At 70.2% G+C, this 26,795-nt stretch carries 25 protein-coding genes; 13 read left to right on the forward strand and 12 right to left on the reverse strand.

Translation table 11 applies throughout. The features are described 5' to 3' along the window. Positions 1 to 49: 49 nt before the first annotated feature. Positions 50 to 682 (forward strand): c-type cytochrome, encoded by a 633-nt coding sequence (locus tag EDC29_RS02450; protein WP_123141196.1) that lies wholly within the window; start codon positions 50 to 52, stop codon positions 680 to 682. Positions 683 to 811: 129 nt separating this feature from the next. Continuing rightward, on the forward strand, positions 812 to 1,606 hold the full coding sequence (locus tag EDC29_RS02455) for an endonuclease/exonuclease/phosphatase family protein (protein WP_132228392.1): 795 nt from the start codon (positions 812 to 814) through the stop codon (positions 1,604 to 1,606). Here EDC29_RS02455 and ftsX read toward each other — a convergent pair. From ftsX to EDC29_RS17240, 4 genes are all read right to left on the reverse strand, one after another. After that, positions 1,603 to 2,559 (reverse strand): permease-like cell division protein FtsX, encoded by a 957-nt coding sequence (gene ftsX, locus EDC29_RS02460; protein WP_123141224.1) that lies wholly within the window; start codon positions 2,557 to 2,559, stop codon positions 1,603 to 1,605. The two genes, EDC29_RS02455 and ftsX, sit on opposite strands and share 4 nt — an antisense overlap. Positions 2,560 to 2,561: 2 nt before the next feature. Then, positions 2,562 to 3,230 carry a cell division ATP-binding protein FtsE gene (gene ftsE / locus EDC29_RS02465; RefSeq protein ID WP_005222939.1) on the reverse strand — a complete coding sequence of 223 codons (669 nt, stop codon included), beginning with the start codon at positions 3,228 to 3,230 and terminating at the stop codon, positions 2,562 to 2,564. A gap of 80 nt (positions 3,231 to 3,310) precedes the next feature. Next, the gene (ftsY, locus tag EDC29_RS02470) at positions 3,311 to 4,552 is read right to left on the reverse strand and encodes a signal recognition particle-docking protein FtsY (RefSeq protein ID WP_200189282.1); all 1,242 of its coding nucleotides are present in this window, start codon (positions 4,550 to 4,552) and stop codon (positions 3,311 to 3,313) included. An 85-nt stretch (positions 4,553 to 4,637) separates the two neighbouring features. Beyond that, positions 4,638 to 4,883, reverse strand: a complete 246-nt coding sequence (locus EDC29_RS17240; protein ID WP_165913411.1) for a hypothetical protein — start codon at positions 4,881 to 4,883, stop codon at positions 4,638 to 4,640. Between the two features lie 195 nt (positions 4,884 to 5,078). Between EDC29_RS17240 and EDC29_RS02480 the strand changes: the two genes are divergently transcribed. From EDC29_RS02480 to EDC29_RS02495, 4 genes are all read left to right on the forward strand, one after another. Continuing rightward, positions 5,079 to 6,455: a M16 family metallopeptidase gene (locus EDC29_RS02480; protein ID WP_123141198.1), complete on the forward strand. Its 1,377-nt coding sequence runs from the start codon at positions 5,079 to 5,081 to the stop codon at positions 6,453 to 6,455. After that, a complete protein-coding gene (locus EDC29_RS02485) occupies positions 6,445 to 7,791 on the forward strand; it encodes a M16 family metallopeptidase (RefSeq protein ID WP_123141199.1) in 1,347 nt (448 codons plus the stop codon). Before EDC29_RS02480 ends, EDC29_RS02485 begins: the two co-directional genes overlap by 11 nt. Beyond that, positions 7,778 to 8,356: a 16S rRNA (guanine(966)-N(2))-methyltransferase RsmD gene (gene rsmD, locus EDC29_RS02490; protein WP_132228394.1), complete on the forward strand. Its 579-nt coding sequence runs from the start codon at positions 7,778 to 7,780 to the stop codon at positions 8,354 to 8,356. Before EDC29_RS02485 ends, rsmD begins: the two co-directional genes overlap by 14 nt. A 244-nt stretch (positions 8,357 to 8,600) precedes the next feature. Further along, complete coding sequence (locus tag EDC29_RS02495) at positions 8,601 to 9,227, forward strand: LysE family translocator (RefSeq protein WP_190287965.1); 627 nt, start codon at positions 8,601 to 8,603, stop codon at positions 9,225 to 9,227. Between the two features lie 193 nt (positions 9,228 to 9,420). On the opposite strand, the gene gspD is transcribed toward EDC29_RS02495, so the two are convergent. Genes gspD through EDC29_RS02515 form a run of 4 tightly spaced genes read right to left on the reverse strand, consistent with a single transcriptional unit; the run spans position 9,421 to position 13,820 of the window. Further along, positions 9,421 to 11,547, reverse strand: coding sequence for a type II secretion system secretin GspD (gene gspD / locus EDC29_RS02500; RefSeq protein WP_132228396.1), 2,127 nt, complete (start codon positions 11,545 to 11,547; stop codon positions 9,421 to 9,423). A 31-nt stretch (positions 11,548 to 11,578) separates the two neighbouring features. Next, complete coding sequence (locus EDC29_RS02505) at positions 11,579 to 12,127, reverse strand: type II secretion system protein N (RefSeq protein ID WP_132228399.1); 549 nt, start codon at positions 12,125 to 12,127, stop codon at positions 11,579 to 11,581. Beyond that, a complete protein-coding gene (gspM, locus tag EDC29_RS02510) occupies positions 12,124 to 12,732 on the reverse strand; it encodes a type II secretion system protein GspM (RefSeq protein WP_132228401.1) in 609 nt (202 codons plus the stop codon). Before gspM ends, EDC29_RS02505 begins: the two co-directional genes overlap by 4 nt. Further along, a complete protein-coding gene (locus tag EDC29_RS02515; protein ID WP_148040547.1) occupies positions 12,729 to 13,820 on the reverse strand; it encodes a PilN domain-containing protein in 1,092 nt (363 codons plus the stop codon). Before EDC29_RS02515 ends, gspM begins: the two co-directional genes overlap by 4 nt. A gap of 192 nt (positions 13,821 to 14,012) precedes the next feature. Between EDC29_RS02515 and rpmE the strand changes: the two genes are divergently transcribed. From rpmE to hemW, 7 genes are all read left to right on the forward strand, one after another. After that, complete coding sequence (gene rpmE, locus EDC29_RS02520; RefSeq protein WP_005222923.1) at positions 14,013 to 14,216, forward strand: 50S ribosomal protein L31; 204 nt, start codon at positions 14,013 to 14,015, stop codon at positions 14,214 to 14,216. A gap of 313 nt (positions 14,217 to 14,529) precedes the next feature. Next, positions 14,530 to 15,804, forward strand: a complete 1,275-nt coding sequence (locus EDC29_RS02525; protein ID WP_123141205.1) for a malic enzyme-like NAD(P)-binding protein — start codon at positions 14,530 to 14,532, stop codon at positions 15,802 to 15,804. 95 nt (positions 15,805 to 15,899) lie between these two features. After that, positions 15,900 to 16,835, forward strand: a complete 936-nt coding sequence (gene mdh, locus EDC29_RS02530) for a malate dehydrogenase (RefSeq protein WP_123141206.1) — start codon at positions 15,900 to 15,902, stop codon at positions 16,833 to 16,835. 178 nt (positions 16,836 to 17,013) lie between these two features. After that, positions 17,014 to 18,309, forward strand: a complete 1,296-nt coding sequence (locus EDC29_RS02535) for a citrate synthase (RefSeq protein WP_062274247.1) — start codon at positions 17,014 to 17,016, stop codon at positions 18,307 to 18,309. Between the two features lie 105 nt (positions 18,310 to 18,414). Next, positions 18,415 to 19,623 carry a 30S ribosomal protein S1 gene (locus EDC29_RS02540; protein WP_123141207.1) on the forward strand — a complete coding sequence of 403 codons (1,209 nt, stop codon included), beginning with the start codon at positions 18,415 to 18,417 and terminating at the stop codon, positions 19,621 to 19,623. A 65-nt stretch (positions 19,624 to 19,688) separates the two neighbouring features. Next, the gene (locus EDC29_RS02545; protein WP_132228403.1) at positions 19,689 to 20,768 is read left to right on the forward strand and encodes a TRAP transporter substrate-binding protein; all 1,080 of its coding nucleotides are present in this window, start codon (positions 19,689 to 19,691) and stop codon (positions 20,766 to 20,768) included. After that, a complete protein-coding gene (hemW, locus tag EDC29_RS02550; protein WP_132228405.1) occupies positions 20,765 to 21,952 on the forward strand; it encodes a radical SAM family heme chaperone HemW in 1,188 nt (395 codons plus the stop codon). The genes EDC29_RS02545 and hemW overlap by 4 nt, the downstream gene beginning before the upstream one ends. 7 nt (positions 21,953 to 21,959) lie before the next feature. Here the strand turns inward: hemW and EDC29_RS02555 are convergent, their stop codons facing one another. From EDC29_RS02555 to waaF, 4 genes are all read right to left on the reverse strand, one after another. Continuing rightward, positions 21,960 to 22,826 (reverse strand): HDOD domain-containing protein, encoded by an 867-nt coding sequence (locus EDC29_RS02555; protein WP_123143132.1) that lies wholly within the window; start codon positions 22,824 to 22,826, stop codon positions 21,960 to 21,962. A 187-nt stretch (positions 22,827 to 23,013) separates the two neighbouring features. Continuing rightward, a complete protein-coding gene (locus EDC29_RS02560; RefSeq protein WP_132228407.1) occupies positions 23,014 to 24,090 on the reverse strand; it encodes a glycosyltransferase in 1,077 nt (358 codons plus the stop codon). 444 nt (positions 24,091 to 24,534) lie between these two features. Beyond that, positions 24,535 to 25,662 (reverse strand): glycosyltransferase, encoded by a 1,128-nt coding sequence (locus tag EDC29_RS02565; RefSeq protein ID WP_132228509.1) that lies wholly within the window; start codon positions 25,660 to 25,662, stop codon positions 24,535 to 24,537. 19 nt (positions 25,663 to 25,681) lie between these two features. Further along, complete coding sequence (gene waaF, locus EDC29_RS02570; RefSeq protein WP_132228409.1) at positions 25,682 to 26,743, reverse strand: lipopolysaccharide heptosyltransferase II; 1,062 nt, start codon at positions 26,741 to 26,743, stop codon at positions 25,682 to 25,684. Between the last annotated feature and the right edge of the window lie 52 nt (positions 26,744 to 26,795).

Below are 26,795 nucleotides of genomic sequence, written 5' to 3' on the forward strand. Positions count from 1 at the left end.
GTCACCGGACGGCGGCGCGGCCATGAACCACGAACACTGGGCATTTGCAATGATGAAGACTTGGCTGATTTCGGTTTCGGCGGCGGCGGTATTGATGAGCGGCGCGGCGATGGCCGCGGACGGATTCGAACTGGGCGACCCCAAAGCGGGCGAGGCCAAGGCGAAGGCAATCTGTCAGGCGTGTCACGCGGCTGACGGCAACAGCATCGTGCCGCTGTGGCCGAAGCTCGCCGGTCAGCACCCCGAGTACGCCTATAAGCAGCTGGTGCAGTTCAAGAACGGCGAGCGCTACAACGTGCAGATGACCCCGATGGCGATGCCGCTGACCGAGAAGGAGATGCGCGACGTCGTCGCCTACTACTCGCAGCAGGTGCAGACCGGTGGTGTTGCCGATCGTGAGCTGGCCGCACTCGGCGAGAAGATCTATCGCGCCGGCAACCCCAAGAGCGGCGTGCCCGCCTGCAGTGGCTGTCACGGGCCGGCCGGCATGGGCCAGGGGTTGTCCAAGTTCCCGCGTCTCGCCGGTCAGCATGCCGACTACGTCAAGCAGACGCTCGAGTACTTCCGCAAGGGCGAGCGCGCCAACGATCCCAACGGCATGATGCGCGGCGTCACCGCGCGCATGACCGACAAGGAGATCGCCGCGGTGTCGCAGTACATCCAGGGTCTGCGCAACGACTGATCCAGCGACCGCGCGCATCACGCGAAAGGGCAGCCTCGGCTGCCCTTTTTCTTTTTCGGCCAGGTGCTTGGTCGAGTCGGCGGGCTGTGCTAGGGTCTGGCCACCGACGAGCAGTCCGACGAGCCGAACATGCGGCAACTGAATCTGCTGAGCTACAACGTCCAGGCGGGGATCTACTCGCGTCGGTACAGCGACTATTTCACCAATAGCTGGAAGCATCTGCTGCCGCATTCCGAGCGGCTGATCAACCTTGCGCGCATCGCCCAGCTGCTGCAGCGCTTCGACGTGGTCGGGCTGCAAGAGGTCGACGCCGGCAGCCTGCGCAGCGCCTATGTCGACCAGATCCAGTATCTCGCCCGGCAGGGCGCCTTTCCGCACTGGTACCGGCAGGTCAACCGCAATCTCGCGCCCTTCGCCCAGCACAGCAACGGGTTGCTCAGCCGGTTGCGACCGCAGCGGGTGAGCGAGCACCGCCTGCCGGGTTTGCCCGGGCGCGGGGTGATGGTGGCCGAATTCCCCTTCGAGCAGGGCGGTCGTCTGGCCGTCGGTATCGTCCACCTCGCCCTCGGTTGGCGGGCGCGCCGCCGCCAGTTCGGCTATCTGCTCGAGCTGGCCGAGCAGTATCCCTATCTGGTGCTGATGGGTGACTTCAATTGCGGCTGCGGCTCCAAGGGGCTGCGCGCGATGGTGGTCGACTCGGGGATGCGTGGTCTCGACTGCGAGCGCAAGACCTTCCCGAGCTGGCGCCCCCGGCACAACCTCGACCACATCCTGGTCTCGCGCCCATTGCGGGTGACCCGCGCCGAGGTGATCGACTACGCCCTCTCCGACCACCTGCCGCTGAGCACCACCATCGAACTCCCCGAGGGGCTGGACTTCGCCGACCCCGGCATCCCGCGTCGCGTCGCCAACCCGCTGGTCTAGTCCGCCTCGGCCCCGCGCAGGTGACGCCCGACCGCGATCCAGCTCCCCACCAGTCCGAGCGTGATGCCGGCGAGCAGCACCACCAGGGTGCCGTCGAGCCCCAGTCCGGCGAGCCGGAATTCGCCGCCGTAGAGCGCGGCGAGTCGCGACACCGAGCCCTGCAGCGCCCCGGTCGAGAAGGTCACCAGCAGGGTGGCGCAGAGCCCGCCGAGCAGCCCGTACCAGGCACCGGCATAGAGGAAGGGACGGCGGATGAAGGCGGCGGTGGCGCCGACCAGCTCCATGATCTCGATCTCGCCGCGCCGATTGAGGATCTCCAGCCGGATGGTGTTGCCGACGATCAGCAGCACCCCGAGCCCGAGCAGGGCGCCGAGCAGCAGGGTGGCGGTCTCGGCGAGGGCGAGGATCGCCTGCAGCCGCTCGATCCACAGGGTGTCCATGCGTGCGAAGTCGGCCTCGGGCAGGGTCACCATCTGCTGTTCGAGCGCGCGCAGCTGCCCGGTGGTGGCGTGACTCGGGGTCGGGTAGAGCGCCAGGACCGCCGGCAGCGGGTTGTCATCGAGCGCCTCGAGCGCGCCCTCGAAGCCGCCGAGTTCCTTGAACTCGGCGAGCGCCTGCTCGGGCTCGATCAGCTCGACACGGGCCAGCTCGGGGCGCGCGCGCAGGCGCTCGGCGAGCGCCCGCGCCGCGCTGCTGTCGACCTCGTGACGGAGGAACAGCGAGATCGCCGCGGTCTGGTCCCAGCGCCCGGTCATCGCGCGCAGGTTGTCGGTGCCGACATAGAGGGTGGCCGGGAGTGCCAGCGAGATGCCGAGCACCGCCACCGTCATGGTCGTCGGCAGCGGCATGCCGAACAGCCGGCGCAGCGACTCGCGGGCGCTGCGCAGATGGTGGGCGAGCCAGATCAGCAGCAGCTCGGAGGGACGGGCACTGGGACGGCGCACGCGCGACATGCTCACCATCCCCCGGAGTCGTTGACCAGCCGACCGTCGGCCAGGGTCAGGGTGCGATAGGGCATGCGCGCCACCAGGCTGAGATCGTGGGTGGCGATCAGCAGGGTCACGCCGACGTACTGGAAGCGCTCGAACAGCTCGAAGATCTCGCGCGAGAGCTCGGGGTCGAGGTTGCCGGTGGGCTCGTCGGCGAGCAGCAGCGGCGGGCGCGCGACCACCGCGCGGGCGATGCCGACACGCTGCTGCTCGCCGCCGGAGAGCGCCACCGGGGTGGCGCGCTCGCGCTTGAGCAGGCCGACGTGATCGAGCGCGGCGCGCACCCGTCGGCCGATCTCGCGCTGGCCGTAGCCCATCACCTGCAAGGGCAGGGCGACGTTGTCGAACACGCTGCGATCGGCCAGCAGACGGTGGTCCTGGAAGATCATCCCGACCTGGCGGCGGTGCAGCGGGATCTGGCGGCGGGGCAGGGCGCCGAGGTCGCGTCCGTCGACCACCACGCGCCCGCGGCTGGGGCGTTCGAGCAGCCCGATGAGCCGCAGCAGGGTGCTCTTGCCCGCGCCCGAGTGACCGGTGAGGAAGGCCATCTCGCCGGCGGCGAGCGCGAAGCTGATGTCGCTGAGCGCCTCGCCGCGTTCGGGGTAGCGTTTGTGGACGTGGTCGAACTCGATCATCGCGCGGTGCACTCCGGGCACGGCCCCGGCGCGGTCGCCGGGGCGGCGGTTGGGCGGCTCGGTCGCGCCTCCAGCGGCGCTCAGCCGAGCAGGGCGTCGACGAACTCGTCGGCGTCGAAGTAGCGCAGGTCCTCGATCGTCTCGCCGACGCCGATGAAGCGGATCGGCACCTGCAGCCGCTCGGCGATCGCGAACACGATCCCGCCCTTGGCGGTGCCGTCGAGCTTGGTGAGGGTGATGCCGGTCAGCCCCACCGCGCGATGGAAGTGCTCGGCCTGGGCGAGGGCGTTCTGCCCGGTGGTGGCGTCGACCACCAGCATCACCTCGTGCGGCGCCTCGGGGTCGATCTTCTTCATCACCCGCGCCACCTTGCTGAGCTCGTCCATCAGGTTGCTCTTGGTGTGCAACCGCCCGGCGGTGTCGGCGATCAGCACGTCGGTGCCGCGCGCGGTCGCCGCCTGCAGCGCGTCGTAGATCACCGAGGCCGAGTCGGCGCCGGTGTGCTGGGCGATCACCGGGATGTTGTTGCGCTCGCCCCAGGTCTGGAGCTGCTCGACGGCGGCGGCACGGAAGGTATCGCCGGCGGCGAGCATCACGCTGTTGCCCTCCTCCTGCAGCCGCTTGGCGAGCTTGCCGATGGTGGTGGTCTTGCCGGCGCCGTTGATGCCGACCATCAGCAGCACCTGAGGCTTGCCCTCGGCGGGCTGGGCGACCGGGGCGTCGGCCTGTTCGAGGATGCCGCGCAGCTCGGCCTTGAGGGCGTCGACCAACGCCTGCGGGTCGGTGAGGGTCTTGCGCCGCACCTGCTCGGTGAGATCGCCGATGATCCGGGTGGTCGCCTCGATGCCGACATCGGCGGTGATCAGCAGGGTCTCGAGTTCCTCGAGCAGCTCGTCGTCGATCCGCTTGCGTCCGAGCACCAGCTCACCGATGCCGCCACCGAGCTTGACCCGGGTGCGGCTGAGTCGCTCGCGCAGCCGACCGAACAGCTTGCCGCCGCCCTCCGGCTCGGGCTCGGGGGCCTCGTCGGGGAGGTCGGGCAGTTCGAAGGCGACGGGCTCCTCGCGACGCTGCTCGAGCGCGCGCGGCACGAAGGTGCGCTGCGGCGGCTCGGGTGCGGGCGTGGACTCGGCGCTCGGCGCGGCTGGCGCCGGGGCTGCGCGCTCGAGCTCCGCGACCGGCGCCTGTTCGGGCGTCGTGGTCTTGTCCTTGCCGCCGCCGAACAGGCGTCCGAACAGCGGCTTGCGCGACGATTGTTCCTGCGCCTCGGTTGCGGGCGCGTCGCTGGATGCGGTCTTGTGCTTCTTTCCGAAACCAAACATGTCGACGGGAATTCTCGTGTTGATGGGGCGGTGCGCGCGGGCGCGCCGAGCGGGGCGGTCGCGACCGCCCCGGGATGTCGCAATGCTAACAGATCGACGGCTGATCGCCGCCAGGCGGCAGCCTTCGGCCTTCGGCCACCAGCTTCCAGCCACCAGCTTCCAGCCACCAGCTTCCAGTCGCCAGCTTCCAGTCGCCAGCTTCCAGCCACCAGTCGCCAGCCGCCAGCCTGATCGGCTTGGCAAGGCGCAGCGTGCCGATGAGCCGGGGTGATGGGGGGCATGACCGGATAGGGTCGATGTCAATCGCCGGCGTCGGCGCACGGTCACGCATCCCATCCTACGTCTCGACCCCTTCGTGTCCTTCGCGTCTTTGTGGTTGGATCTCCCGCTGGCCGCTGGCCGCTGGCCGCTGGCCGCTGGCCGCTGGCCGCTGGCGCCGCCATTGCGCTTCGACGCTGCCCGGAACTCGGGGACCGGTTAAGCTGACCATATCTATCGTCCTTGTCTTTCCGACTATGGGGTGTCCATGTCACGACGATTCATTGCGACCCTGGTCTGTCTGCTGCCGCTGGCGGCGGGCGCGGGCCAGACGGTTTACGAACACCAGCTCGACAACGGGCTCAAGGTCCTGGTCAAGCCCGATCATCGCGCCCCGGTGCTCACCAGTCAGGTGTGGTATCGGGTCGGTTCGAGCTACGAGTACGGCGGTATCACCGGTATCTCGCACCTGCTCGAGCACATGATGTTCAAGGGCACCGAGCGACTCGCCCCGGGCGAGTTCTCGCGCATCATCGCCGCCAACGGTGGTGAGGAGAACGCCTTCACCAGCCGCGACTACACCGCCTATTTCCAGAACCTCGCCAGCGATCGGCTGGAGATCGCCTTCGAGCTCGAGGCCGAGCGCATGCGCAACCTGGCGCTCGACCCGGAGGAGTTCGCCAAGGAGCTGGAGGTGGTCAAGGAGGAGCGGCGGATGCGCACCGACGACGACCCGCAGTCGCTCACCTACGAGCGTTTCAACGCCACCGCCTACGACGCCTCGCCCTACGGCATCCCGGTGATCGGCTGGCCGGGCGACCTGGAGGAGCTCCGGGTCGAGGACCTGCGTGACTGGTACCGGCAGTGGTACGCCCCCAACAACGCCACCCTGGTGGTCGCCGGCGATGTCGATCCCGAGCAGGTCTTCGCCCTCGCCGAGCGTCACTTCGGGCCGCTGCAGGCCGAGTCGATCGCCACCCCGAAGCGCCGCCCCGAGCCCGAGCAGCTCGGCGAGAAGCGGCTGCGGGTCAAGGCCCCGGCGCAGGAGCCCTATCTGCTGATGGGCTACAAGGCCCCGGCGGTGATCGATGCCGAGACCGCGTGGGAGCCCTATGCGCTCGAGGTCCTGGCCTCGGTGCTCGACGGCGGCAAGAGCGCGCGTCTCGAGCGCGAGCTGGTGCGCGGGCGCGAGGTGGCCGCCTCGGTCGGCGCCGGCTACAGCGCCTTCGGGCGGCTGCCCGGGCTGTTCCTGTTCGAGGGTGTCCCCGCCCAGGGCCACGCCATCGACGAGCTCGAGCAGGCGCTGCGCGATGAGATCGCGCGGCTGCAGGACGCGCCGGTCGACCCCGCCGAGCTCGAGCGGGTACGCAATCAGCTCATCGCCGACAAGGTCTATGAGAAGGACTCGCTGTTCTATCAGGGCATGCTGCTCGGTCAGCTCGAGACCGTGGGGCTCGGCTGGGAGCTGGCCGATCGCTATGTCGATGCGCTCGCCGCGGTGACCCCGGAGCAGATCCAGGCGGTCGCGCGCAAGTATCTGGTGGCCGACCGGCTCACCGTCGCCGTGCTCGATCCGCAACCGATCGATCCCGCCGCCGCACCCGCACCCGCCATGTCCCATCGAGGAGCCGCTCATGTCCGTTGATCGCTTCCGCTCGCGCCTCTGGCTCGGCGCCCTGCTGCTGTGCGCCGCCGGGCTCGTCCAGGCCACCCCCGAGATCCAGACCTGGGAGACCGACAACGGCGCCCGGGTGCTGTTCGTCGCCGCCCCAGGGTTGCCGATGGTCGATCTGCGCCTGGCCTTCGATGCCGGCAGCGCGCGCGACGGCGCCCGTCCCGGGCTGGCCTCGCTGACCGCGGCGATGCTCGCCCAGGGCGCCGGTGAGTGGGACGCCGATACCATCGCCTCCCGTCTCGAGGGCGTCGGCGCCGAGTTCGGCAGCGGGGTCGATCGCGACATCTTCTCGGTGTCGCTGCGCAGCCTGACCCGTGAGCCGGCGCTCGATACCGCCCTCGACACCCTCACCGCCCTGCTCGCCGCGCCGCGCTTCCCCGCGGTCGATCTCGAACGGGTGCGCGAGAATCGTCTGGTGGCGCTGCGCCAGCAGCAGGAGTCGCCGCGTACCCAGGCCAGCCGCGCCTTCTATCGGGCGATCTATGGCGATCACCCCTATGCCGAGGACCCGTCCGGCACCGCCGAGGGGGTGGGTGCGATCACCCGCGACGATCTGGTCGCCTTCCACCAACGCTATCTGGTCGGTGCCAACGCGGTGGTGGCGATCGTCGGCGCGCTCGATCGCGCCGGCGCCGAGCGTCTCGCCGAGCGCGTGGTCGGCGTGCTGCCGCGCGGCGAGGCGGCCCCGGCGCTGCCCGAGGTGGCGGCGCTCGAGCAGGCAGCGCAGCGCCACATCGCCTTCCCGTCGAGCCAGACGGCGGTGCTCGTCGGTCAGCCGGGGATGCGTCGCGGTGACCCCGACTACTTCGCGCTCTATGTCGGCAACCATATCCTCGGCGGCAGCGGGCTGGTCTCGCAGCTGATGCACGAGGTGCGCGAGCAGCGCGGACTCTCCTACAGCGTCTACAGCTACTTCCTGCCGCTGGACCGCCCCGGTCCCTTCCTGATGGGGCTGCAGACCCGCAACGATCAGGCCGAGCAGGCGATCGCGGTGATGCGCGAGACCCTCGAGCGCTTCATCGCCGAGGGGCCGACCGAGGACGAGCTCGACGCCGCCAGGCGCAACATCACCGGCGGCTTCCCGCTGCGCATCGACAGTAACGGCGACATCGTCCAGTACCTGGCGATGATCGGCTTCTACGACCTGCCGCTCGATCATCTGGCGCGCTTTGCCGAGCGTGTCGAGGCGGTCGATGCCGCGCAGATCCGCGATGCCTTCGCGCGTCGGGTCGATCCCGAGCGGATGGTGCTGGTGCAGGTCGGCGGTGGCGCCGGACAGACGGCACGGGCCGATGCGCCCGAGTAGGTCGGGGCAGCACCAACTGCGCATCGTCGGCGGCCGCCATCGCGGTCGTCGGCTGCCGGTACTCGATCAGCCGGGGCTGCGCCCGACCGCCGATCGGGTGCGCGAGACCCTGTTCAACTGGGTGGCGCCGACGATCGCCGGGGCGCGCTGTCTCGACCTCTTCGCCGGCAGCGGCGCGCTCGGGCTCGAGGCCTGCTCGCGCGGCGCCGGCGAGGTGGTGCTGATCGAGCGCGCCGCGGCCGCGGCGCGTCAGCTCGAGGTCAATGTCCGTACCCTCGGCGAGCGGTCGGTCGAGGTGGTCCGCGCCGATGCGCTGGACTGGCTCGCCACCACCCCGCCGCGCCCCTTCGACCTGATCTTCCTCGACCCGCCCTTCGCCGCGGACCTGCTCGCCCCGGCGCTGACGCGACTGATCGAGGACGGTTGGGTGGCGCCGGGCGGGCGTCTCTATGTCGAGCGCGGACGTCAGGAGGGGTTGCCGGAGGCGCCGCCGGGCTGGGTGCTGGTGCGCGACAAGTGTGCCGGTCAGGTCCGTTACGGGCTGCTCGCCGAGGATCTCGAATGACGCTGTTTTCGAGTCAGTCGCCAGCTTCCAGCCGCCAGTCGCCAGGAATTTGAACCGCAAAGGCCCAAAGGGCGCGAAGGAGGGATGCGCTTTCAGCTTCCAGCTACCAGCCGCCAGCCGCCAGCCGCCAGCCGCCAGCCGCCAGGCTCCAGGGGGCAGCTGACGGTCTCGGGTGGGGCGGGGTGCGCGGGCGGGGTGCGCGTGGTATTGATGGGCGATCGTTCTTCTTCACGGTCGCCCCATCATGCTGCCCCTCGATACCGCGCTGCTGTTCTTCGCCGCCTCGGTCGCCCTGGCGCTCGCGCCCGGGCCGGACAACATCTTCGTCCTCACCCAGTCGGCCCTGCACGGCCGGCTGGCGGGGATCTTCGTCACCCTCGGGCTGTGCACCGGGGTGATGCTCCATACCGCTGCGGTGGCGCTCGGCGTGGCCGCGCTGTTCGCCGCCTCGGCGCTCGCCTTCACCGTGCTCAAGGTGCTCGGCGCGCTCTATCTGCTCTATCTCGCCTGGCAGGCGTTCCGCGCCGGGGCCTGCGCGCTCGACGGCAGCGGCGCCACCGCGCCGCGCCCCGCCCAGCTCTATGCCCGTGGCGTGCTGATGAGCGCCACCAATCCCAAGGTGGCGATCTTCTTCCTCGCCTTCCTCCCCCAGTTCGCCGACCCCGCGCGCGGCCCGCTGACCCTGCAGCTGTTGCTGCTCGGTGCGCTGTTCATGCTCTCGGCGCTGCTGGTGTTCTCCGCCATCGCCTGGTCCTCGGGCACCCTCGGCGCCCGGCTGCGCCGCTCACCCCGCGCCCAGTTGATGCTCAACCGGCTGGCCGGCACCGTCTTCGCCGGCCTCGCCCTCAAGCTCGCCACCGCCTCGCGCTGAGGCGGGCGCTGGGGAAGTTGAACCGCAAAGGCGCGAAGAACGCGAAGAAAGTCAATAGATACAGTGGTATAGGTTGCTTGGTGCGGTCTGAGGTCAGCCGCCGGCTTCCAGTCGGAAGCCGCAACGATACCCGCTGATCAAAGTCCTTTGCGCCCTTCGCGCCTTTGCGGTTCAGTCTTCTGAGAACCGAGCATTAGAACTCCAACCCCTTGACCTTGCTGCGGAAGTCGCGGGTGACGGCCTCGAGGTCCTGGTCGCTGGCGATCACCCTGGGGGTGAGGATGACCACCAGCTCGGTGCGGTTGGCCTTCTTGCTGCGCTCGCCGAACAGGGCGCCGGCGATCGGCAGGTCGTAGAGCCCGGGGACGCCCTGCTTGCCGTCCTCGCGCTGGTCCTGGATCAGTCCGCCGAGCACTACCGCCTGGTTGGAACGCACCGCCACCGAGCTGGTGATGTTGCGGGTCTGGAAGGTGGGCGAGTCGAGGTTCGAGCTCTCGGTGGTGGCCACGGTGCTGACCTCTTGCTCGATCTCCATCTGCACCATGCCCCCGGGGGTGACGCGTGGTTTCACCGACAGCATCACCCCGGTGTCGCGGTACTCGATGCTGTTGACGATGCGGTCGGTGGTCGAGGTGCTCTGCTGCTGGGCGGTGGCCACCGGCACCTGCTGGCCGACCTGCATCTTCGCCGTCTGGTTGTCGAGCACCATCACCGAGGGCGAGGAGAGCACGTTGACGAGGTTGCGCCCGGCCAGTGCGCTGAGCGTGGCGCGAATGGTGTCGGGGCGCGAGATCACCGACCAGGTGAAGCCGGGGAAGATGGCCCCGATGCCCGAGTCCTTGGCGCCGTCGAGGGTGCCGTCGAGACGGAAGTTGCTGCGCTGGTCGGCGGTGGCGAGGCCGAAGAAGTCCCACTGCACGCCGTATTCGAGATTGCCGGTGAGGGTGATCTCGACGATGGTCGCCTCGACCAGCACCTGCAGCGGGACGATATCGAGCTGCTTGAGCGCGTCGAGGATCTTCTGATAGTCGCGGGCGCTGGCCTTGATCAGCAGCGAGTTGTTGACCGCGTCGGCGACGATGCTGACCCCGGTGTCGAGACGGTGGGCGCGGGCCCGGGGGCGGGCGCTCGCGGTCTCGCCACCCTCGCCGCCGGCATCGAGGGTGACCCGCTCCATCCCCGGGGCCACCGCGCCGAGGCTGCGCTGCCCCTCGCCCCGACCGCCCCCGAACAGCTCCGAGAGGATCTCGGCGAGTGATTCGGCGTTGCCGTGACGGACGCGATAGACGAACAGCCGCTCGGTCGCCTCGCCCGATGCCTCGGCCATGTCCAGACGCTTGATCCAGTCGCGCGCGCGTTCGACATAGCGCTGCTGCGGCGAGACCACCAGCAGCGCGTTGGCGCTCTCGATCGGGACGAAGCGGAACACCCCGTCGAGCGCGCCGCCCTCCTTGGTGTCGAGCAGGGTGGTGAGCTGCTCGACCACCGCCTCGGCCTTGGCGAACTCGAGCATGAAGAAGCCGACCGAGAGCCCGGCCATCCAGTCGACGTCGAACACCCGGATGGTGTCGAGCAGGTTGGCCATCTCCGGGCCGGTGCCGGCGAGCACCACCAGGTTGCGCTGGGTGTCGACCCGGAGGATGCTGCCCTCGGGGGCGAGCGGCTCGAGGATGCGCCCCATCTCGGCGGCGCCGATATAGCGCAGCGGTATCACCTGGACGCTGTAGCCGGCCGGCAGCGCGCGGCTCGATTCGCCGAGCTGGGGCACGACCTGGCCCTGCAGCGCGTTGGTCAGCGGCAGGATCTGGTAGCCGCCGCCGTGCTCGACCAGTGCCGCGCCGTTCATCCGCAGCAGGGTCTCGAGGGTCGCCAGCAGGTGCTCGCGTCGCAGCGCCTGGGCCTGCAGCGAGACCTCGCCCTGTACCGCGGGATGGAGCACATAGTCGCGCTGCAGCACCTCGCCGAGGATCACCCGTACCACCTCGCGGATGTCGGTACGCTCGAAGTTGAGGGTGACCTCGCCCGGGGTGGTGTCGACCTGGGGGCGGGCGATGCGCTGCACCACGGTGCCGTTGCCGGGGTCGATGAAGTCGCGGGTGCGGGCGCGGGTGGCGCCGTCGCCGAGCGCGATGGTGGTGGCGCTGGTACCGCCACGGTGCTCGCCGCCGCGCTGGCGATCGGCATCGACGACGTGTCCGGCCGGGTCGCCGACCCTGAGCGTGGGGTCCCAGTCGGCGCGCTCGCAGCCACCGAGCACGAGCAGGACCAGCAGCGTCAGCAACAGGGCGCTGGTGGTGCGTGGTCTGGGGTCTGCGTCCATGGGACCTCGGGTCTCGATCTGGCTTCCTGGATCAGGGCCGTGACGACGGTGACGGGCGCCGGTCGGGTCCGCCGGGCGCCGTCGCTGGTGCCGCGCCAGGCCGGGTGAAGTCGCGCAATGGTAGCCGATCGGCCCGGCCCTGTCGCTCGAGCAGGAGGTGGTCGGGGTGGATCGCCGAGACCCTCCAGTCGCCCAGTCGATCGCCGATCTCGACGCGCTGGCTGTCGCCGCCGTCGTCGGCGATGCGCACCCAGGCGGCGCGCTGACGGGGGGTGATCAGGACCGTGGTGAGGGTGAGGCGTTCGAGCGCGATCGCCGCCCGGTGCTGTTCGGCGCTTGCCTGGACGGGGGCCGGGGGTGGGGGAGGGCGACGGTCGGGACGAAACAGCGGTCGTTCGAGCACCTCGGCATAGTGCGCCCGGGGCGGCGGCGCGAGCCGTGCGGCGAGCGGCTCGTCGGCGTGTTCGGTCACCGTCGCCCGAGGGGCCGGGGTGGGCAGCGGCGTGCGCCAGTCGTGCCACTGCCAGACCAGGACCCCGCCGAGCACGATGTTCGCGATGAGCGCGGGCGTGCGGCTCATGTCTCCTCCCCGCGCACGAAACCGAATACGTCGAGCCGCAGCATCAGCGCCCCCTCGGGCGCGGTGGCCAGTGACGGGGGGGCGGCGCGACTGGCGCGCAGCCGCTGCTCCGGCTGTGCCGCCGAGCGCGCCGAGAGCCGCTCGACGAAGAGCAGGGGGCGGGCCTGTTCGATGCGGTAGAGGATCTCGAACAGGGTCGCGGTGGTGCCCTGGATCTGGGCGCGGACATGGAGGCGGGTGGGTGCCTCGGCATCCGCGTTGGTGGCCGGCAGGAGCTGGACGCTGATCAGTCGGCCGCGGGCGGCGGCGATGATCTCCTGGAGCTGGCGCTGCAGTTCGGCGCCGGCGATCGTCTCGGTGGCGGCCTGGACATAGAGCCCGGCGAGCGTCGGATCGGTGCGTACCCGTTCGAGTTCGGTGCGCAGCACCGGGAGCCCGGCGGCGATGCGCTGATAGCGCGCGAGCCGGTCCTCGGCGCTGGCGATGCGTGCATCGAGCGCGTCGAGTGTGAGCCACCAGGGCAGCAGCGTCAGCGCGAGCAGGCCGGCCAGCAGCGACCCGGCGAGTCCCCAGACGAGCAGGCAGTCGGTGCGTCCCCGGGTCATGGTGCAGGCTCCGCCGCCTCCAGCCGGAAGGCGAGGTTGAAGCGCTCCTTGCCGTTGCGGTCGATCTGGACCACCGGCGAGCGGAATCGCACCGAGGCGATCCCGGGGGCGCCTTCGAGCAGGGCGATCAGCGCCGTGGCGCTCGCCGACTCACCGGTCAGCTCGACCTGGCGACCGTCGAACTCCAGGCTCTGCACCCAGGTGTCGTCGGGGAGGCGGGTGCTGAGCGCGCCGAGCAGTTCGAGCGCGCGGGGCTGGAGACGGCGCTGTTCGAGCGCGACGAGACTGCCCTGACGGGCCTGTTCGAGCGCCTGGCGCACCCGGTCGCTCTCGAGCGCCTGGGCGCGCGCCGCCCCGAGCGCCTGCTCGAGCCGCGCGAGATGGGCATGACGCTGCCACAGCGGGGACGCCAGCGCCGCGATCAGCAGCGTCAGGGCGAGCAGCGCGAGCCAGCCGTCGGTCCCGAGTCGCGGCGGCCGACGACGGGGACGCCGATGCGGTGGGAGCAGGTTGGCGCCGCGCCAGGCGCCGCTCCAGTCGATGCGCTCGACCGTGGCTCCGGCCCGCGCCAGCCGCGCGAGCCAGTCCTCGAGCGGGGCGCGCGGACAGAGCGCGAGCTCGACGCGGATGCGTGCGGCGCGCTTGGCCGTCGGCAGCAGCCGCGCATCATAGAAGAGCTGGTCGGCGGGGAAGGGCGAGAGCCGGTCGAGTTCGTGGTGGAGCACCTCGCTCAGGCGCGGTCTGACCTGGGCGGGGAGCGAGAGCTCGCGGCGCAGCACCGCGGTCTCGGGCAAGCGCAGCGTGGTGCGACGACGATGGTCGGCGAGTGCCTCGGGCAGCCGCTCTTCGGTGTCGAGCGTGAGGCTGCCGACCGGTTCGCGGGCCTCGCCGCGCAGCTGCGTCAGTCGGGCCTGGCCGTCATCGGGCTCGATCAGCAGTCTGCGGTTGCGATCGATGAGCGCCCGACGCAGTCGTTCCGGCAGGCAGCGGGCGATCCGGATACGGGCGGGCTGGAGCCGCGCATCGAGTGCGTCGAGCCAGTGTGCCGCGGTGCGATGGCGGGGCTCGCGGGTGTCGGTCTGGGCCATGAAGAGGGGACGATCCTGGTCGGTCTGGCGGTCGCGGCGGGGCAAGTGTAGATCGATTGCGTGGGCGTCGGCCAGCATGCGCGACCGCTGGTCGATGCTCCGGTCTTGACAATTGCGCAGGGTGGGTGTGCGTGGTATCCTCGCGCGTTTACTGAATTTTCCACAGCCCGAGCCGGGCCAGAAGGGTCAGCCATGAAAGAAGGAATCCACCCGGAATACGCCGAAGTCAAGGTGGTCTGCAGCTGCGGGAACGAATTTGCCACCCGCTCCACCTTGGGGAACGATGTCATGCAGGTCGAAGTCTGCTCCGCCTGCCATCCGTTCTACACCGGTAAGCAGAAGGTGATCGACACCGGCGGTCGCGTCGACAAGTTCCGTCGTCGCTACGCGCGCTAAGTCTCGCGCCGCACGCGTCGTCCCCGCTCCGCCGCGCCGCACCTCTCGTGCTGGCGCGGAGTTCTCCCGCTCCCCATGCCCGGGTGTCCTGCACACCTGAGGCCGCGTGCGCCATCGTGCGCGTCGCCCCGACTCCCCCTCGCGATCTCAGCACGGCCCCGCGTGGGCGCCGGCGCGATGATTACGCGCGCGCGAGCGGAACGCCCTGCAGTAGAGTCCGCGCCGTTTGACTCGCGGGCCGGGCGCGAACATGATTGTTCGCTACGATCGCCCCAGTGGCACCCTGAACAATGTTGTTTGTTGGAGACCAGCAGTGACCGATCCCGAGAGCTTCGCCCATCACGACGCGGACCTGAACAAGCAGGCGCTCGCCTATCATGCCGAGCCGCGGCCCGGCAAGATCGGTATCGAGGTCACCAAGTCGGCCAGCACCCAGCATGAACTCTCGCTCGCCTATACTCCGGGCGTTGCCGAGCCGGTGCGCCACATCCACGACGATCCCGAGAACGCCTACCGCTACACCAACAAGGGCAACCTGGTGGCGGTGATCACCGACGGCAGCGCGGTGCTCGGCCTGGGCAAGGTCGGCGCACAGGCGAGCAAGCCGGTGATGGAGGGCAAGTCGGTGCTGTTCAAGCGCTTCGCCGACATCGACTGCTTCGACATCGAGGTCGAGGCCCGTCACCCCCAGGCCTTCATCGAGACCGTGGTGCGCATCGCCCCGACCTTCGGCGGCATCAACCTCGAGGACATCGCCGCGCCGCACTGCTTCGAGATCGAGCAGGCGCTGATCGAGCAGCTCGACATCCCGGTGTTCCACGACGATCAGCACGGCACCGCGATCATCATCGCCGCCGGTCTGCTCAACGCCCTCGAACTCCAAGGCAAGTCGCTTGCCGAGGCGCGCATCGTGGTGCTCGGCGCCGGTGCCGCGGGGATCGCGGCAATCCGTCTGCTGCTCGCCCTCGGCGCCCACCGCGACAACATCTTCGCCATCGATCGCCAGGGCGTGATCCACGTCGGTCGTCAGGACCTCAACCCCTACAAGTTCGGCATCGCCGCCGATACCGAGCGCCGCACCCTGGCCGACGCCATGGACGGGGCCGATGCCTTCATCGGCGTCTCGGGGCCGGATCTGGTCACCGCCGACATGCTCGCCTCGATGGCGCCGCGTCCGGTGGTCTTCGCGCTCTCCAACCCGGTGCCCGAGGTGCGTCCGGCGCTCGCCCGCGAGGTGCGCGACGACCTGATCATGGCCACCGGTCGCTCGGACTACCCGAACCAGATCAACAACGTCCTCGGCTTCCCCTTCATCTTCCGTGGCGCGCTCGACGTGCGTGCCTCGCGGATCAACGAGAGCATGCAGATCGCCGCGGTCGAGGCGCTGCGCGCCATCACCCGCGAGCCGGTGCCGGCCGAGGTGCTCGCCGCCTACGAGGGGCTGGAGTCGCTGGAGTTCGGCCCGGACTACATCATCCCCAAACCCTTTGATCCGCGTCTGCGCGAGCGGGTGTCGGCCGCCGTGGCCCGTGCCGCCATCGAGAGCGGTGTCGCGCGTGCCCCGTATCCGGCGCACTATCCCGGCTGAGCCCGCAGCGGGCGCGATCTCCGTCCCATCCATCCACTGAGCGGCGTGCCAGCCCCGAGAGGAGGCTCGCCGCTCACCGACGGGAGACAAGCGACGTGAACAAGATCAGCATCGTTGGTGGGGCCGGCCGAGTCGGCGAGACGACCGCGCAGATCCTGGCCGAACAGGAGCTGTGCCGGGAGGTGGCGCTGCTCGACGTGAACGAGGGCATGAGCGAGGGTGTGGCGCTCGACATCGTTCAGACCTCACCCTTCTTCAAGTTCGACAGCCGGGTGATCGGCAGCGATGACCCGAGCATCCTCGCCGGCTCCGATCTGGTGGTGATCACCGCGGGGCAGGCGCGCAAGCCGGGGATGTCGCGCTCGGACGTGCTCGAGGCCAACGTGCGGGTGATCGACGCGGTCACCGACGAGATCATGACCCACGCCCCGGATGCGATGATCCTGGTCGTCTCCAACCCGGTCGACACCCTCACCTATCGCGTCGCCCAGCGCACCGGCTGGGACCGGCGGCGGATCTTCGGTCAGGCCGGGGTGCTCGACGCCTCGCGGATGGCCGGATTCATCGCCCAGGAGACCGGCTTCTCGGTGCGCGACATCACCACCATGGTGCTCGGCGGCCATGGTGACACCATGGTGCCGGTGTCGCGCTTCTGTACCATCAACGGCATCCCCCTCAGTCATTTCCTTCCCGAGGAGCGTATCGCGGCGATCATGGAGCGCACCCGCAAGGGTGGCGCCGAGATCCTCGCGCTGCGCAAGAACTCCAGCGCCTACGATGCCCCCGGTGCGGCGGTGGCGACGATGATCGACGCCATCGTGCGCAACCGACGTCGGCTGCTGCCCTGTGTCGCCATCCTCGATGGCGAGTACGGCGAGCGCGATATCGCCATGGGCGTGCCCTGCGTGCTCGGCTGGCAGGGCGTGGAGCAGGTCGTCGAACTCGACCTCGAAGCGACCGAGCGCGCCGACTTCGACCGCTCGGCGGCCTCGGTGCGCGCCGATATCGAGCGACTGCGCGAGATCAGCTGAAGACCCCGGGCCGCGCGTGCGCGGCCCTGCTTTTCGAACCGACCATTCGCGGACGTCCAGTCGGACGGATGCCGGGGCCGACCCGAGCGCGGGCGGTCCCCTCGGGCGATACGCGAATCCACCCAACCATCCACCGGCCCCGCGACCAGGCGTCCCGGGACCGCTCAGGAGCGAGCCTATGGCGAACGATACCGTCACCATCAACAACAACGCGACCGGGGAGCAGTTCGAGTTCCCGTTGCGTCGTGGCACCGTGGGTCCGGCCGCGGCCGACATCTCCTCGCTCTATAAGGAGGCGGGCATCTTCACCTACGATCCCGGCTTCATGTCCACGGCCTCCTGCAACAGCGCCATCACCTATATCGACGGCGAGCAGGGCATCCTGCGCTATCGCGGTTATCCGATCGAACAGCTCGCCACCAAGGCGAGCTTCCTCGAGGTCGCCTATCTGCTGCTCTACGGCGAGCTGCCCAAGGAGCAGGAGCTCGATAACTTCGAGGGTGTGATCACCCGTCACACCATGCTCAACGAGAACCTTAAGGACTTCTTCAAGGGGTTCCATCACGACGCCCACCCGATGGCCATCCTGGTCGGCGTGGTGGGCTCGCTCTCGGCCTTCTATCACGACTCGCTGAGCGTCCACGACGAGCGCCACCGCGAGATCTCCGCGCACCGGCTGATCGCCAAGGTGCCGACCATCGCCGCCGCTGCCTACAAGCACAGCATCGGCGAGCCGATCATGTATCCGCGCAACGACCTGCGCTACTGCGCCAACTTCCTGCGGATGATGTTCGCCACCCCGTGCGACGACTACGAGCCCGAGCTGATCGCCGAGAAGGCGCTCAACCTGCTGTTCATCCTCCATGCCGACCACGAGCAGAACGCCAGCACCTCGACCGTGCGTCTGGCCGGCAGCTCCGGGGCCAACCCCTTCGCCTGTGTCGCCGCCGGCATCGCCTCGCTGTGGGGGCCGGCCCACGGCGGCGCCAACGAGGCGGTGCTCGACATGCTGCTCGAGATCGGTGACGTCAAGGAGGTCCGGCGCTTCATGGAGAAGGCCAAGGACAAGGACGACCCCTTCCGGCTGATGGGCTTCGGCCACCGTGTCTACAAGAACTACGACCCGCGCGCCAAGATCATCCGCGAGGTCTGTCACCAGGTGCTCGAAGAGGTCGCCGACGTCAACAACCCGCTGTTCGAGCTGGCGATGGAACTCGAGGAGATCGCCCTCAACGACGACTACTTCGTCGAGCGCAAGCTCTACCCCAACGTCGACTTCTACTCCGGCATCATCTATCGCGCACTCGGCATCCCGCGCAACATGTTCACGGTGATGTTCGCGGTGGCGCGCACCGTCGGCTGGGTGTCGCACTGGATGGAGATGATGTCCGACCCCAACAACCGCATCGGTCGTCCGCGTCAGATCTACTGCGGCCCGGACCAGCGCGACTACCTGCCGATCTCGCAGCGCTGAGCGTCCATCGCGCCCCGTCCCGCCGTCGGGACTGGGGCGCGTGTCCATTCCGCCCTACAATATCCCCCGATCCATCAACCCGAGCCTAGCGGCAGCAAGCACATCATGTCCGACTCCGAGCGTTTCGCAGACCTCCTCCAACAGTTCGATCAGGCCAATCCGCAGTCCGTCAAGGGCGAGCCCAAGGTGGGCGAGCCGGTGAGCGGCACCCTGATCGCGATCGACGGCGAGTACGGCCTCGTCGACCTCGGCGCCAAGTCCGAGGGGCGCATCGAGCTGGCCGCCCATCGCGACGCCGAGGGCCAACTCAAGCTCGAGATCGGCGATCGCATCGAGAGCAAGGTCAGCGGCAAGGATCCCGAGAGCGGCATGCTGCTGCTCGGCACCCAGCACGGCCAGCGCTCCCACGGCATCGAAGAGGTCGAGCGCGCCTATCAGGCGGGACAGCCGGTGCAGGGCCAGGTCAGCGGCGCGGTCAAGGGCGGGCTGGAGGTCCAGGTCGCCGGGCTGCGCGGCTTCTGTCCCGCCTCCCAGGTCGATGTCCGTTTCATCGAGGATCTCTCCGAGTTCGTCGGCCAGCGTCTCGACTTCCGCGTCACCAAGCTCGAGGGCGGGCGGCGGCCCAACCTGGTGCTGTCGCGCCGCGCGGTGCTCGAGGAGGCGCAGCGCATCCAGGCCGAGGAGACCCGCGCCAAGCTCGTCGAGGGCGCGGTGCTCAGCGGCACCGTCACCTCGCTCAAGGACTATGGCGCCTTCGTCGATCTCGGCGGGATCGAGGGCATGATCCACGTCAGCGAGCTGGCCTACGGCCACATCAAGCACCCCAACGAGGTGCTCACCCAGGGGCAGGTGGTCGAGGTCGCGGTGCTGCGCATCGAGCCGGCCACCGCAAAGCGGCGCGAGCGTATCGCGCTGTCGGTCCGTGCGCTCGCGCGCGATCCCTGGCTGGAGGTCGCCGATCGTCATCCGGTTGGCAGCTTGGTCAGCGGCAAGATCTCGCGGCTGCAGCCCTTCGGCGTCTTCGTCGCCATCGCCCCCGGGGTCGACGGTCTGATCCATATCAGCGAGCTCGGTGCCGGACGGCGCATCAACGACCCGAGCGAGGTGGTCAAGGTCGGTGACGAGGTCGAGGCGACGGTGATCGCGATCGATCGCGAGCGCAAGCGCATCAAGCTCTCGCTCGACGCCGAGCGCGCCGCCGAGGCGGTGGTCGACGCCAGCGCCTATGCGCCCAAGGCCCGCAAGGGGCAGGGCGAGGAGAAGGCCATCGGCAGCTTCGGCGAGCTGCTCAAGGCGCAGTTGCAGAAGGACTGAGGTCCGTGGCGGGCGCCGTCCGGCGCCCGTCGCCATGCACAACACCAACGAGAAGAGAGGGACCCATGCAACGTCGTGACTTCATCAAGGGGGTGGGTGTCGGTTCGCTGGCGCTCGGCGCGGCCGCCACCGGGGCGGCGCACGCCAAGGCCGAGTATCGCTGGAAGATGGTCACCACCTGGCCGAAGAACTTCCCCGGGCTCGGTACCGGCGCCAACAAGCTCGCCGAGCTGATCGGCGAGATGAGCGGCGGGCGCATCGCGGTGCGCGTCTACGGCGCCGGCGAGCTGGTCCCCGCCTTCGAGGTGTTCGATGCCGTCTCGCGCGGCACCGCCGAGATGGGTCACGGCTCGGCCTACTACTGGAAGGGCAAGAGCGAGGCCGCGCAGTTCTTCTCCACCGTGCCCTTCGGCATGACCGCCCAGGAGATGAACGCCTGGATCTACTACGGCGGCGGACTCGAGCTGTGGCAGGAACTCTACGGCCGGTTCGGTCTGGTGCCGGCGCCGGCGGGCAACTCCGGGGTGCAGATGGCCGGCTGGTTCAACAAGGAGATCAACTCGGTCGACGACCTCAAGGGGCTGAAGATGCGCATCCCCGGTCTCGGCGGCGAGGTGCTGGCGCGCGCCGGCGGCACCCCGGTCAACCTCCCCGGCGGCGAGCTGTTCACCGCGCTGCAGAACGGCACCATCGACGCTACCGAGTGGGTCGGTCCCTACAACGACCTCGCCTTCGGTCTCTACAAGGCCGCGCGCTACTACTACTATCCCGGCTGGCACGAGCCGGGCACCATCATGGAGGCGATGGTCAACCGCGAGGCGCTGGAGTTGCTGCCCAAGGACCTGCAGGCGATCGTGATGAACGCCTGCAAGGTGATCAACCAGGACATGCTCGCCGAGTACACCGCACGCAACCCGGTGGCGCTCTCGACCCTGGTCGACGAGCACGGCGTCGAGCTGCGCCGTCTGCCCGATGACGTCATCGCCAAGCTGCGCGGCCTGGCCGACGAGGTGGTCGCCGAGATCGCCGAGCGCGATGCCTTCTCGGCCAAGGTCTACACCTCCTATCGCAAGTTCCTCGCCCAGGCCCGCGAGTGGAGCGCGATCTCCGAGCAGACCTACCTGCGCGCGCGCGACCAGGTGTGACCGGGCGCGCCGCCGGGGCCGGGGGCGGCGCGCCGCCCCTCGGGCTCTATATCCATCTGCCCTGGTGCGTGCGCAAGTGCCCTTACTGCGACTTCAACTCCCATCCGGTCGCCGGGGCCGCGCTCGCGGCCTATGTCGAGCACCTGCTCGCCGATCTCGACCGTGCGCTCGCCGTCCCCGAGGCACGCCGTCCGGTGGTCTCGATCTTCATCGGCGGCGGCACCCCCAGCCTGCTCCCGGGGTCAGCGGTGGCCCGCCTGCTCGACGGCGTACGGGCGCGCCTGACGCTCGCCCCCGATGCCGAGATCAGCCTCGAGGCCAACCCCGGTACCGCCGAGGCGCGGCGCTTCGCCGCCTATCGCGAGGCCGGGGTCAACCGGCTCTCGATCGGGGTGCAGAGCCTGGAGGCCGAGCGGCTCGTCGCGCTCGGGCGCATCCACTCCCCGGAGGAGGCGCGCGCGGCGGTGACGATGGCGCGCGCGGCGGGCTTCGACAACCTCAACCTCGACCTGATGTTCGGCCTCCCCGGACAGACCCCGTCGCTCGCGCGCGCCGACCTCGAGGCAGCGCTCGCGCTCGCGCCCGAACACCTCTCCTACTACCAGCTCAGCCTGGAACCCGGTAGCGCCTTCCACGACGACCCGCCGCCGCTGCCCGACCCCGACCTGGTGGCCGACATCGCCGCCGCCGGGCAGGAACGGCTCGCCGCCGCCGGGCTGGCGCGCTACGAGGTCTCGGCCTACGCACGCGCGGGGCGGCGCTGCCGTCACAACCTCAACTACTGGCGCTTCGGCGACTATCTCGGCATCGGCGCCGGTGCCCACGCCAAGCTCTCGCGCTGGCGCGACGGACGGGTCGAACGGGTGTGGCGCGAGGCGCGCCTGGCCGACCCCGAGGCCTATCTGGGGGCCGCGCCCGAGGCGCTGATCGCGGAGCGGCGGGTGCTCGATGCGGATGACCTGATCGTCGAGTTCGCGCTCAACGCGCTGCGGCTGGTCGAGGGCTTTGCGCCGGCGGACTTCGTCCGCGCCACCGGGCTACCGGTGACGCGCCTGGCCGCCCCGCTCGAACGCGCGCGCGCGCTGGGGCTGATCGAGCCCGATCCGGCTCGGGTGGTACCGAGCGCGCGCGGGCGCGACTTCCTCGACGATCTGGTCGGGCTGTTCGTCCCGGGGGACGACTGAGCCGCCCTCAGGGCAGCAGGGTCGAGCCCGGCAGCAGGGTCTCGAATAGCTCCACCACCTCCAGGTTGATCGCCTCGGGCATGCCGTCGAGTGCCGAGTCGACCAGCCCGAGCGCGCGTGCTTGGGCGTGCAGCAGCTCGGCGTCGGGCGCGCGCCCCTCGAGCAGACAATCGCGCAGCTCGCGGGCGATGCGCTCGGCGGCGCCGAGGATGCCGGCGTCGCGTGTCCGCTCGGCGGTGCTCGCGCGCTCCGGGTGGAGGCGGCAGGCGATCGGCTCGCGGATCGATTCGGGGAAGTGCCAGTGCGCGAGCAGTGCCGCGCTCACCGCGTCGGCGTCGAAGCCGAACTCGGCGCGCTCGGCCTCGGCGAGCGTCGCGCCCTTGGTGTCGACCTGCTCGAGTACCCGCAGATAGCGCTCGGGGCAGCGCGCGAAGAACACCAGCCGTCCCAGCCCGTGCAGCAGCCCGGTGATGAACAGCCGCTCGCCGTCGTGCCTGCCGCTACGCATCACGAGCTGGCGCGCGGCGATCGCGCAGGCGATGGCATGGAGCCAGAAGCGTTCCATGTTCACCCGCTCCGGCGGCAACCCCTTGAACATCTCCACCGCGCAGGTGGCGAACACCAGATCGCGCAGTGCGCGATAGCCGATCAGTCCGATCGCCTGACCGACCGTCTCCACCGCCTGTACCTGGCTGCGCCCGGCGCTGTTGACCAGCCGCAGCAACCGCGCCGAGAGCGCGGGATCGCAGCGCATCACCTCGGCGAGATCGGCTGGGGTGGTCTCGGGGTGGTCGATCAACTGATTGAGCCGCAGCGCGACCTCGGGCAGGGAGAACAGGGTGTCGATATCGCGGACCAGGGTATCGGGGTGCATGTGACTCGGCTCCGGCTGCGGTGACGGGGCGCGTGTCCGGCGCGGGGCCGCACGCGCGTGCGCTCCTCTGGCCCCAGGTCCTTGTGCACCCTGGGTCGGGCGGTGGTGACGCGCCGGGGTGCGTGCTGGAGCCGTCGGCTCAAACATACTGGATGCGCCGGGGCTGTGGTAGGGGCGGTGGTCGGTGTCAGCCGCCGGCGAGGCGGCGATAGAGCGCGAGATACTGATCCATGATCACCGCGCGGCCGAACTCGTGCTCGACCCGCTCGCGCCCGCGCGCCACCAGCGCGGCGCGCAGCGTCTCGTCGCCGAGGGTCTCGCGGATGCCGGTGGCGAGCGCCGCGGCGTCGGCGCAGGGCACGCACCAGGCGTCCTCGCCGTGACGGGTCAGTTCGCGCGCGCCGCGGAACTCGGCGGTGACCAGGGGGCGCCCCCAGCTCCAGGCCTCGAGGATGACGTTGCCCAGGGTCTCGGCCTCGAGCGAGGGGAAGACCACCAGATCGGCCAGTTGCAGATAGGGTCGGGGATCGCGCTGCCAGCCGGCCCAGACGATGCGTTCCTCCTGACCGAGCTGGCGCGCCTGGGCGCGCAGCGGTTCGGCCAGCGGGCCGTCGCCGACCATCACCAGACGCAGCGCTCGTCCGGCGATGCGCTCGGGCAGCGCCGCGAGCGCCGCGAGCAGGTGGGCCTGCCCCTTGACCGGGACGAAGCGCCCGAGCGTGACCAGCACCCAGGCGTCATCGGGGATGGCGTGATGCGCGCGCAGCGCCGCGACCGTGTCGGGTGCGACCGGCACCGCCGGGTCGGCGAAGTTGTAGATGTGATGAACGCGGTCGGCGGGCAGCCCCTGGCGCACCATCCAGTCGCACAGCCCGCGGGTGTTGCCGATCCAGCCGTGGGCATGGCGATAGGGCGAGAGCTTGTAGTAGCCGCCGAGCCGGGCGAGATGGATCGGGCCGCCGCGCGGGGAGAGCCGCGTCAGCCGGGTGGCGCGTCCCATGTAGGTCTGCACGATCTCGGGACGGCGCCGCGCGATCAGCCGCGAGAGGGCATGGCGCGAATAGGGGTCCCAGGTGGTGAGGAAGGGCAGGCGGTGACAGGCCAGAGCGCCGAGCGGGTGGCCGTCGAGCGCGCTGTCGCGGCGGATCGCCAGCTCCGCCGGCGCACCGCGCTCGGCGAGCGCCTCGGCGAAGCGGATGAACCAACGCTCGGCGCCACCGAGCGCCTTGCTGGCGACGATCTGCAGACTACTGGGGTCGGACATGCGGAATTCCTGAGGTCGAATCGGCTCGGACCGCGAGCGCAAGGGAAGGATCGAGCCGCGAAAGATTGAACCGCAAAGGCGCGAAGGACGCGAAGGGATCGAAAGTGCGCCTTTGCTCGGTGTTCAGCACGTCTTCATCCCTGATCGCGGTCTTTGCGGGTCGATGGTTGTTCGGTAAAGACGCCGAACCCAGCGGCGATCCCGCCGCGTGCTCGGCGTCTTCTCGCAGCCGTCATGGCCTGCGGTACTGGCGACTGGAGGCTGGGGGCCGGTCGCTGTCGGCGCTCGCGCCTGCCACTGAGCCTTGCCGTGACGCTTGATCCAGGCGCCGAGTCCACGAAGCCGCGCATCCCTTTGCGCACTTCGCGCCTTTGCGGTTGCCATCTTCACGGTCGCCGGGCTTTTCGGGCACGTTTGATACCGGCGCGAAGTGCACAAAGACGATCATTCCTTTGTGCGCTTCGCGTCTTGGCGGTTGTGATTCCCAGCGCGCTCGGCGAGCAGTTCGCGGTAGACGGCGAGGTTGCCCTCGACCATGCCGTCGATGGAGAAGTCGCGGCGCATCAGCGCCTGACCGCCGGCGCCGAGCGCACGGCGACGCGCCGGGTCGGCGAGCAGGGCGCTGATCGCCGCGCCCAGCGCCTCGGCGTCGCCCGGCTCGACCAGTACCCCGTTCTCGCCGTCGCGCACCGCCTCGGGGATGCCGCCGGCGCGGCTGGCGACGATCGGTACCCCGGCGCTCGCCGCCTGCAGTAGCGACACCCCCAGTCCCTCCATCAGCGCCGGGTGCACCACCAGATCGAGACAGGGCAGGATCTCGGCGAGGTCGTCGCGGAAGCCGCACAGATGGACCCGGCCCTGCAGCCCCAGCGCGTCGATACGCTCGGCCAGCGCCGCCGCCTCCGGTCCCTGACCGAAGCAGCAGAGGTGCAGCCGGGGGTGGCGCGCGATCAGCGCGGGCAGGGTCTCGAGCAGGATCGCATGGCCCTTGCGCCGGATCAGCTGGGCGATCACCCCGACCATCAGCGCGTCGGCGGGTAGCCCGAGCCGGGCGGTGATCAGCGCCCGCGCGCAGGGCCCGGCATAGGGTGCGGGGTCGATCGCGCTGCGCACCACGCGCAGCCTGTCGGCCGCCAGCCCCTCGTCGCGCAGCACCCGGGCGATGCCCTCGGAGATGGCCACCACGCGGTCGTGCAGCCGGTACTTGAGCGCCACCAGCCAGCGCGGCTCGGGGTTGTCGACGCGACGGGTGTGGATCACCGGCACCCCGCGCAGCCGCGCGGCGATGCCGCCCATGACGTCGGCGCCGATGCGGCTGTGCAGGTGTACCAGGTCGGGCCGGGTGCGGTCGATTAGCCGCGCCAGCCGCGCGGCCATCAGCAGGTCGGCGTCGCCGTGCATCGGCATGTCGTGGACCTCGGCCACCGGGGCCGCGGCCCGGGCCAGGTCGCAGCCGCGCGGACAGGCGAGCAGGTTGTGATGACCGCGCGCGTGCAGTCCGCGCAGCAGGTGCAGCACCTGGAAGGCGCCGCCGTAGAGATGACGCCCGCCCTCGACGTGGAGGATGCGCAATGTCCGCTCAGGGGTCGGCTCAGTCATCGGCGAGCAGCTCGCGGGCGGCCTCGACCACCGCCTCGACGGTGATCTCGCGCATGCAGTCGAAGCGCCCCTCACAGCTCGGATGGCGCTTGCACGGCGAGCAGGGGCGCGGGTGATAGAGCACCCGGGCGTTGTCGCGGGTGGTGTCGAGATAGGGGCAGGTCGAGCCGAACAACAGCAGGCTCGGGGTGTTCATGGCGATGCCGATGTGGCCGAGCCCGGTGTCGACCGCCACCGCGAGCGCTGCGCGGTCGATCAGCGCGGCAGCCTCGGTGAGGCTGGTGGCGCCGGCGAGATCGAGCAGCGGCGCCTTGCAGCGCGCGACGATCCGCGCCGCCGCCGCGCGGTCGCCGGGGCCGCCGAGCAGTACCGGGACGAGCCCCAGCTCCTGATGCAGCCGCTCGGCGAGGTCCGCCCAGCGCGACTCGATCCAGTGCTTCTGGGGCCGGGTGGTGAAGGGGCTGAGCGCGACCAGCCGCGCCCCGGCCCCGGCCGGCGCGACCAGCTCGGCGACGCGCGCGCGCTCGGCCTCACCGTGGTGCACCGCCATCGCGAAGGGCTCGACGGCGAGATCGAGGGTCCGGGCCAGGTGCAGATACTCGGAGCCGATGCGCTTGTAGGGGCCGTCGCGCGCCACGGTGCGGGTCATCAGCCACTGGCTGCCCTCGCGCGAGCCCAGACCGATGCGCTCGGGCGCACCGCTGAACCAGGTCAGCATGCCGCTCTTGAGCAACCCCTGGAGATCGATGGCGCGATCGAAGCGGCGCGCGCGCAACTCGGCGCGCATCGCGCGCAGCTCGCGCGCGAGCGTGCCCAGGCGACGCTCGCGCACCAGTCTGCGCCAGCGGTTGATCGGGCAGGGGATCACCTCGTCGATGTCGGGGTGCTGGGCGAGCAGCGGCGCGCACTCGGGTTGGACCAGCCAGGCGATGTGGGCGTGTGGATGACTGCGGCGCAGCGCCGCGACCAGCGGCGAGGCGAAGACCACGTCGCCGATGGCCGAGAGGCGCACCAGCAGGATGCGCGGGGCGTTGGGATCAGGGCTTGGTGACATGTCGGTTGATCGGGTTCGGCGCAACGATGGTGTCCGGCCGGGGCGACCGGCG

This window comes from Marichromatium gracile (genome assembly GCF_004343155.1).
Taxonomy (GTDB): Bacteria; Pseudomonadota; Gammaproteobacteria; order Chromatiales; family Chromatiaceae; genus Marichromatium; species Marichromatium gracile.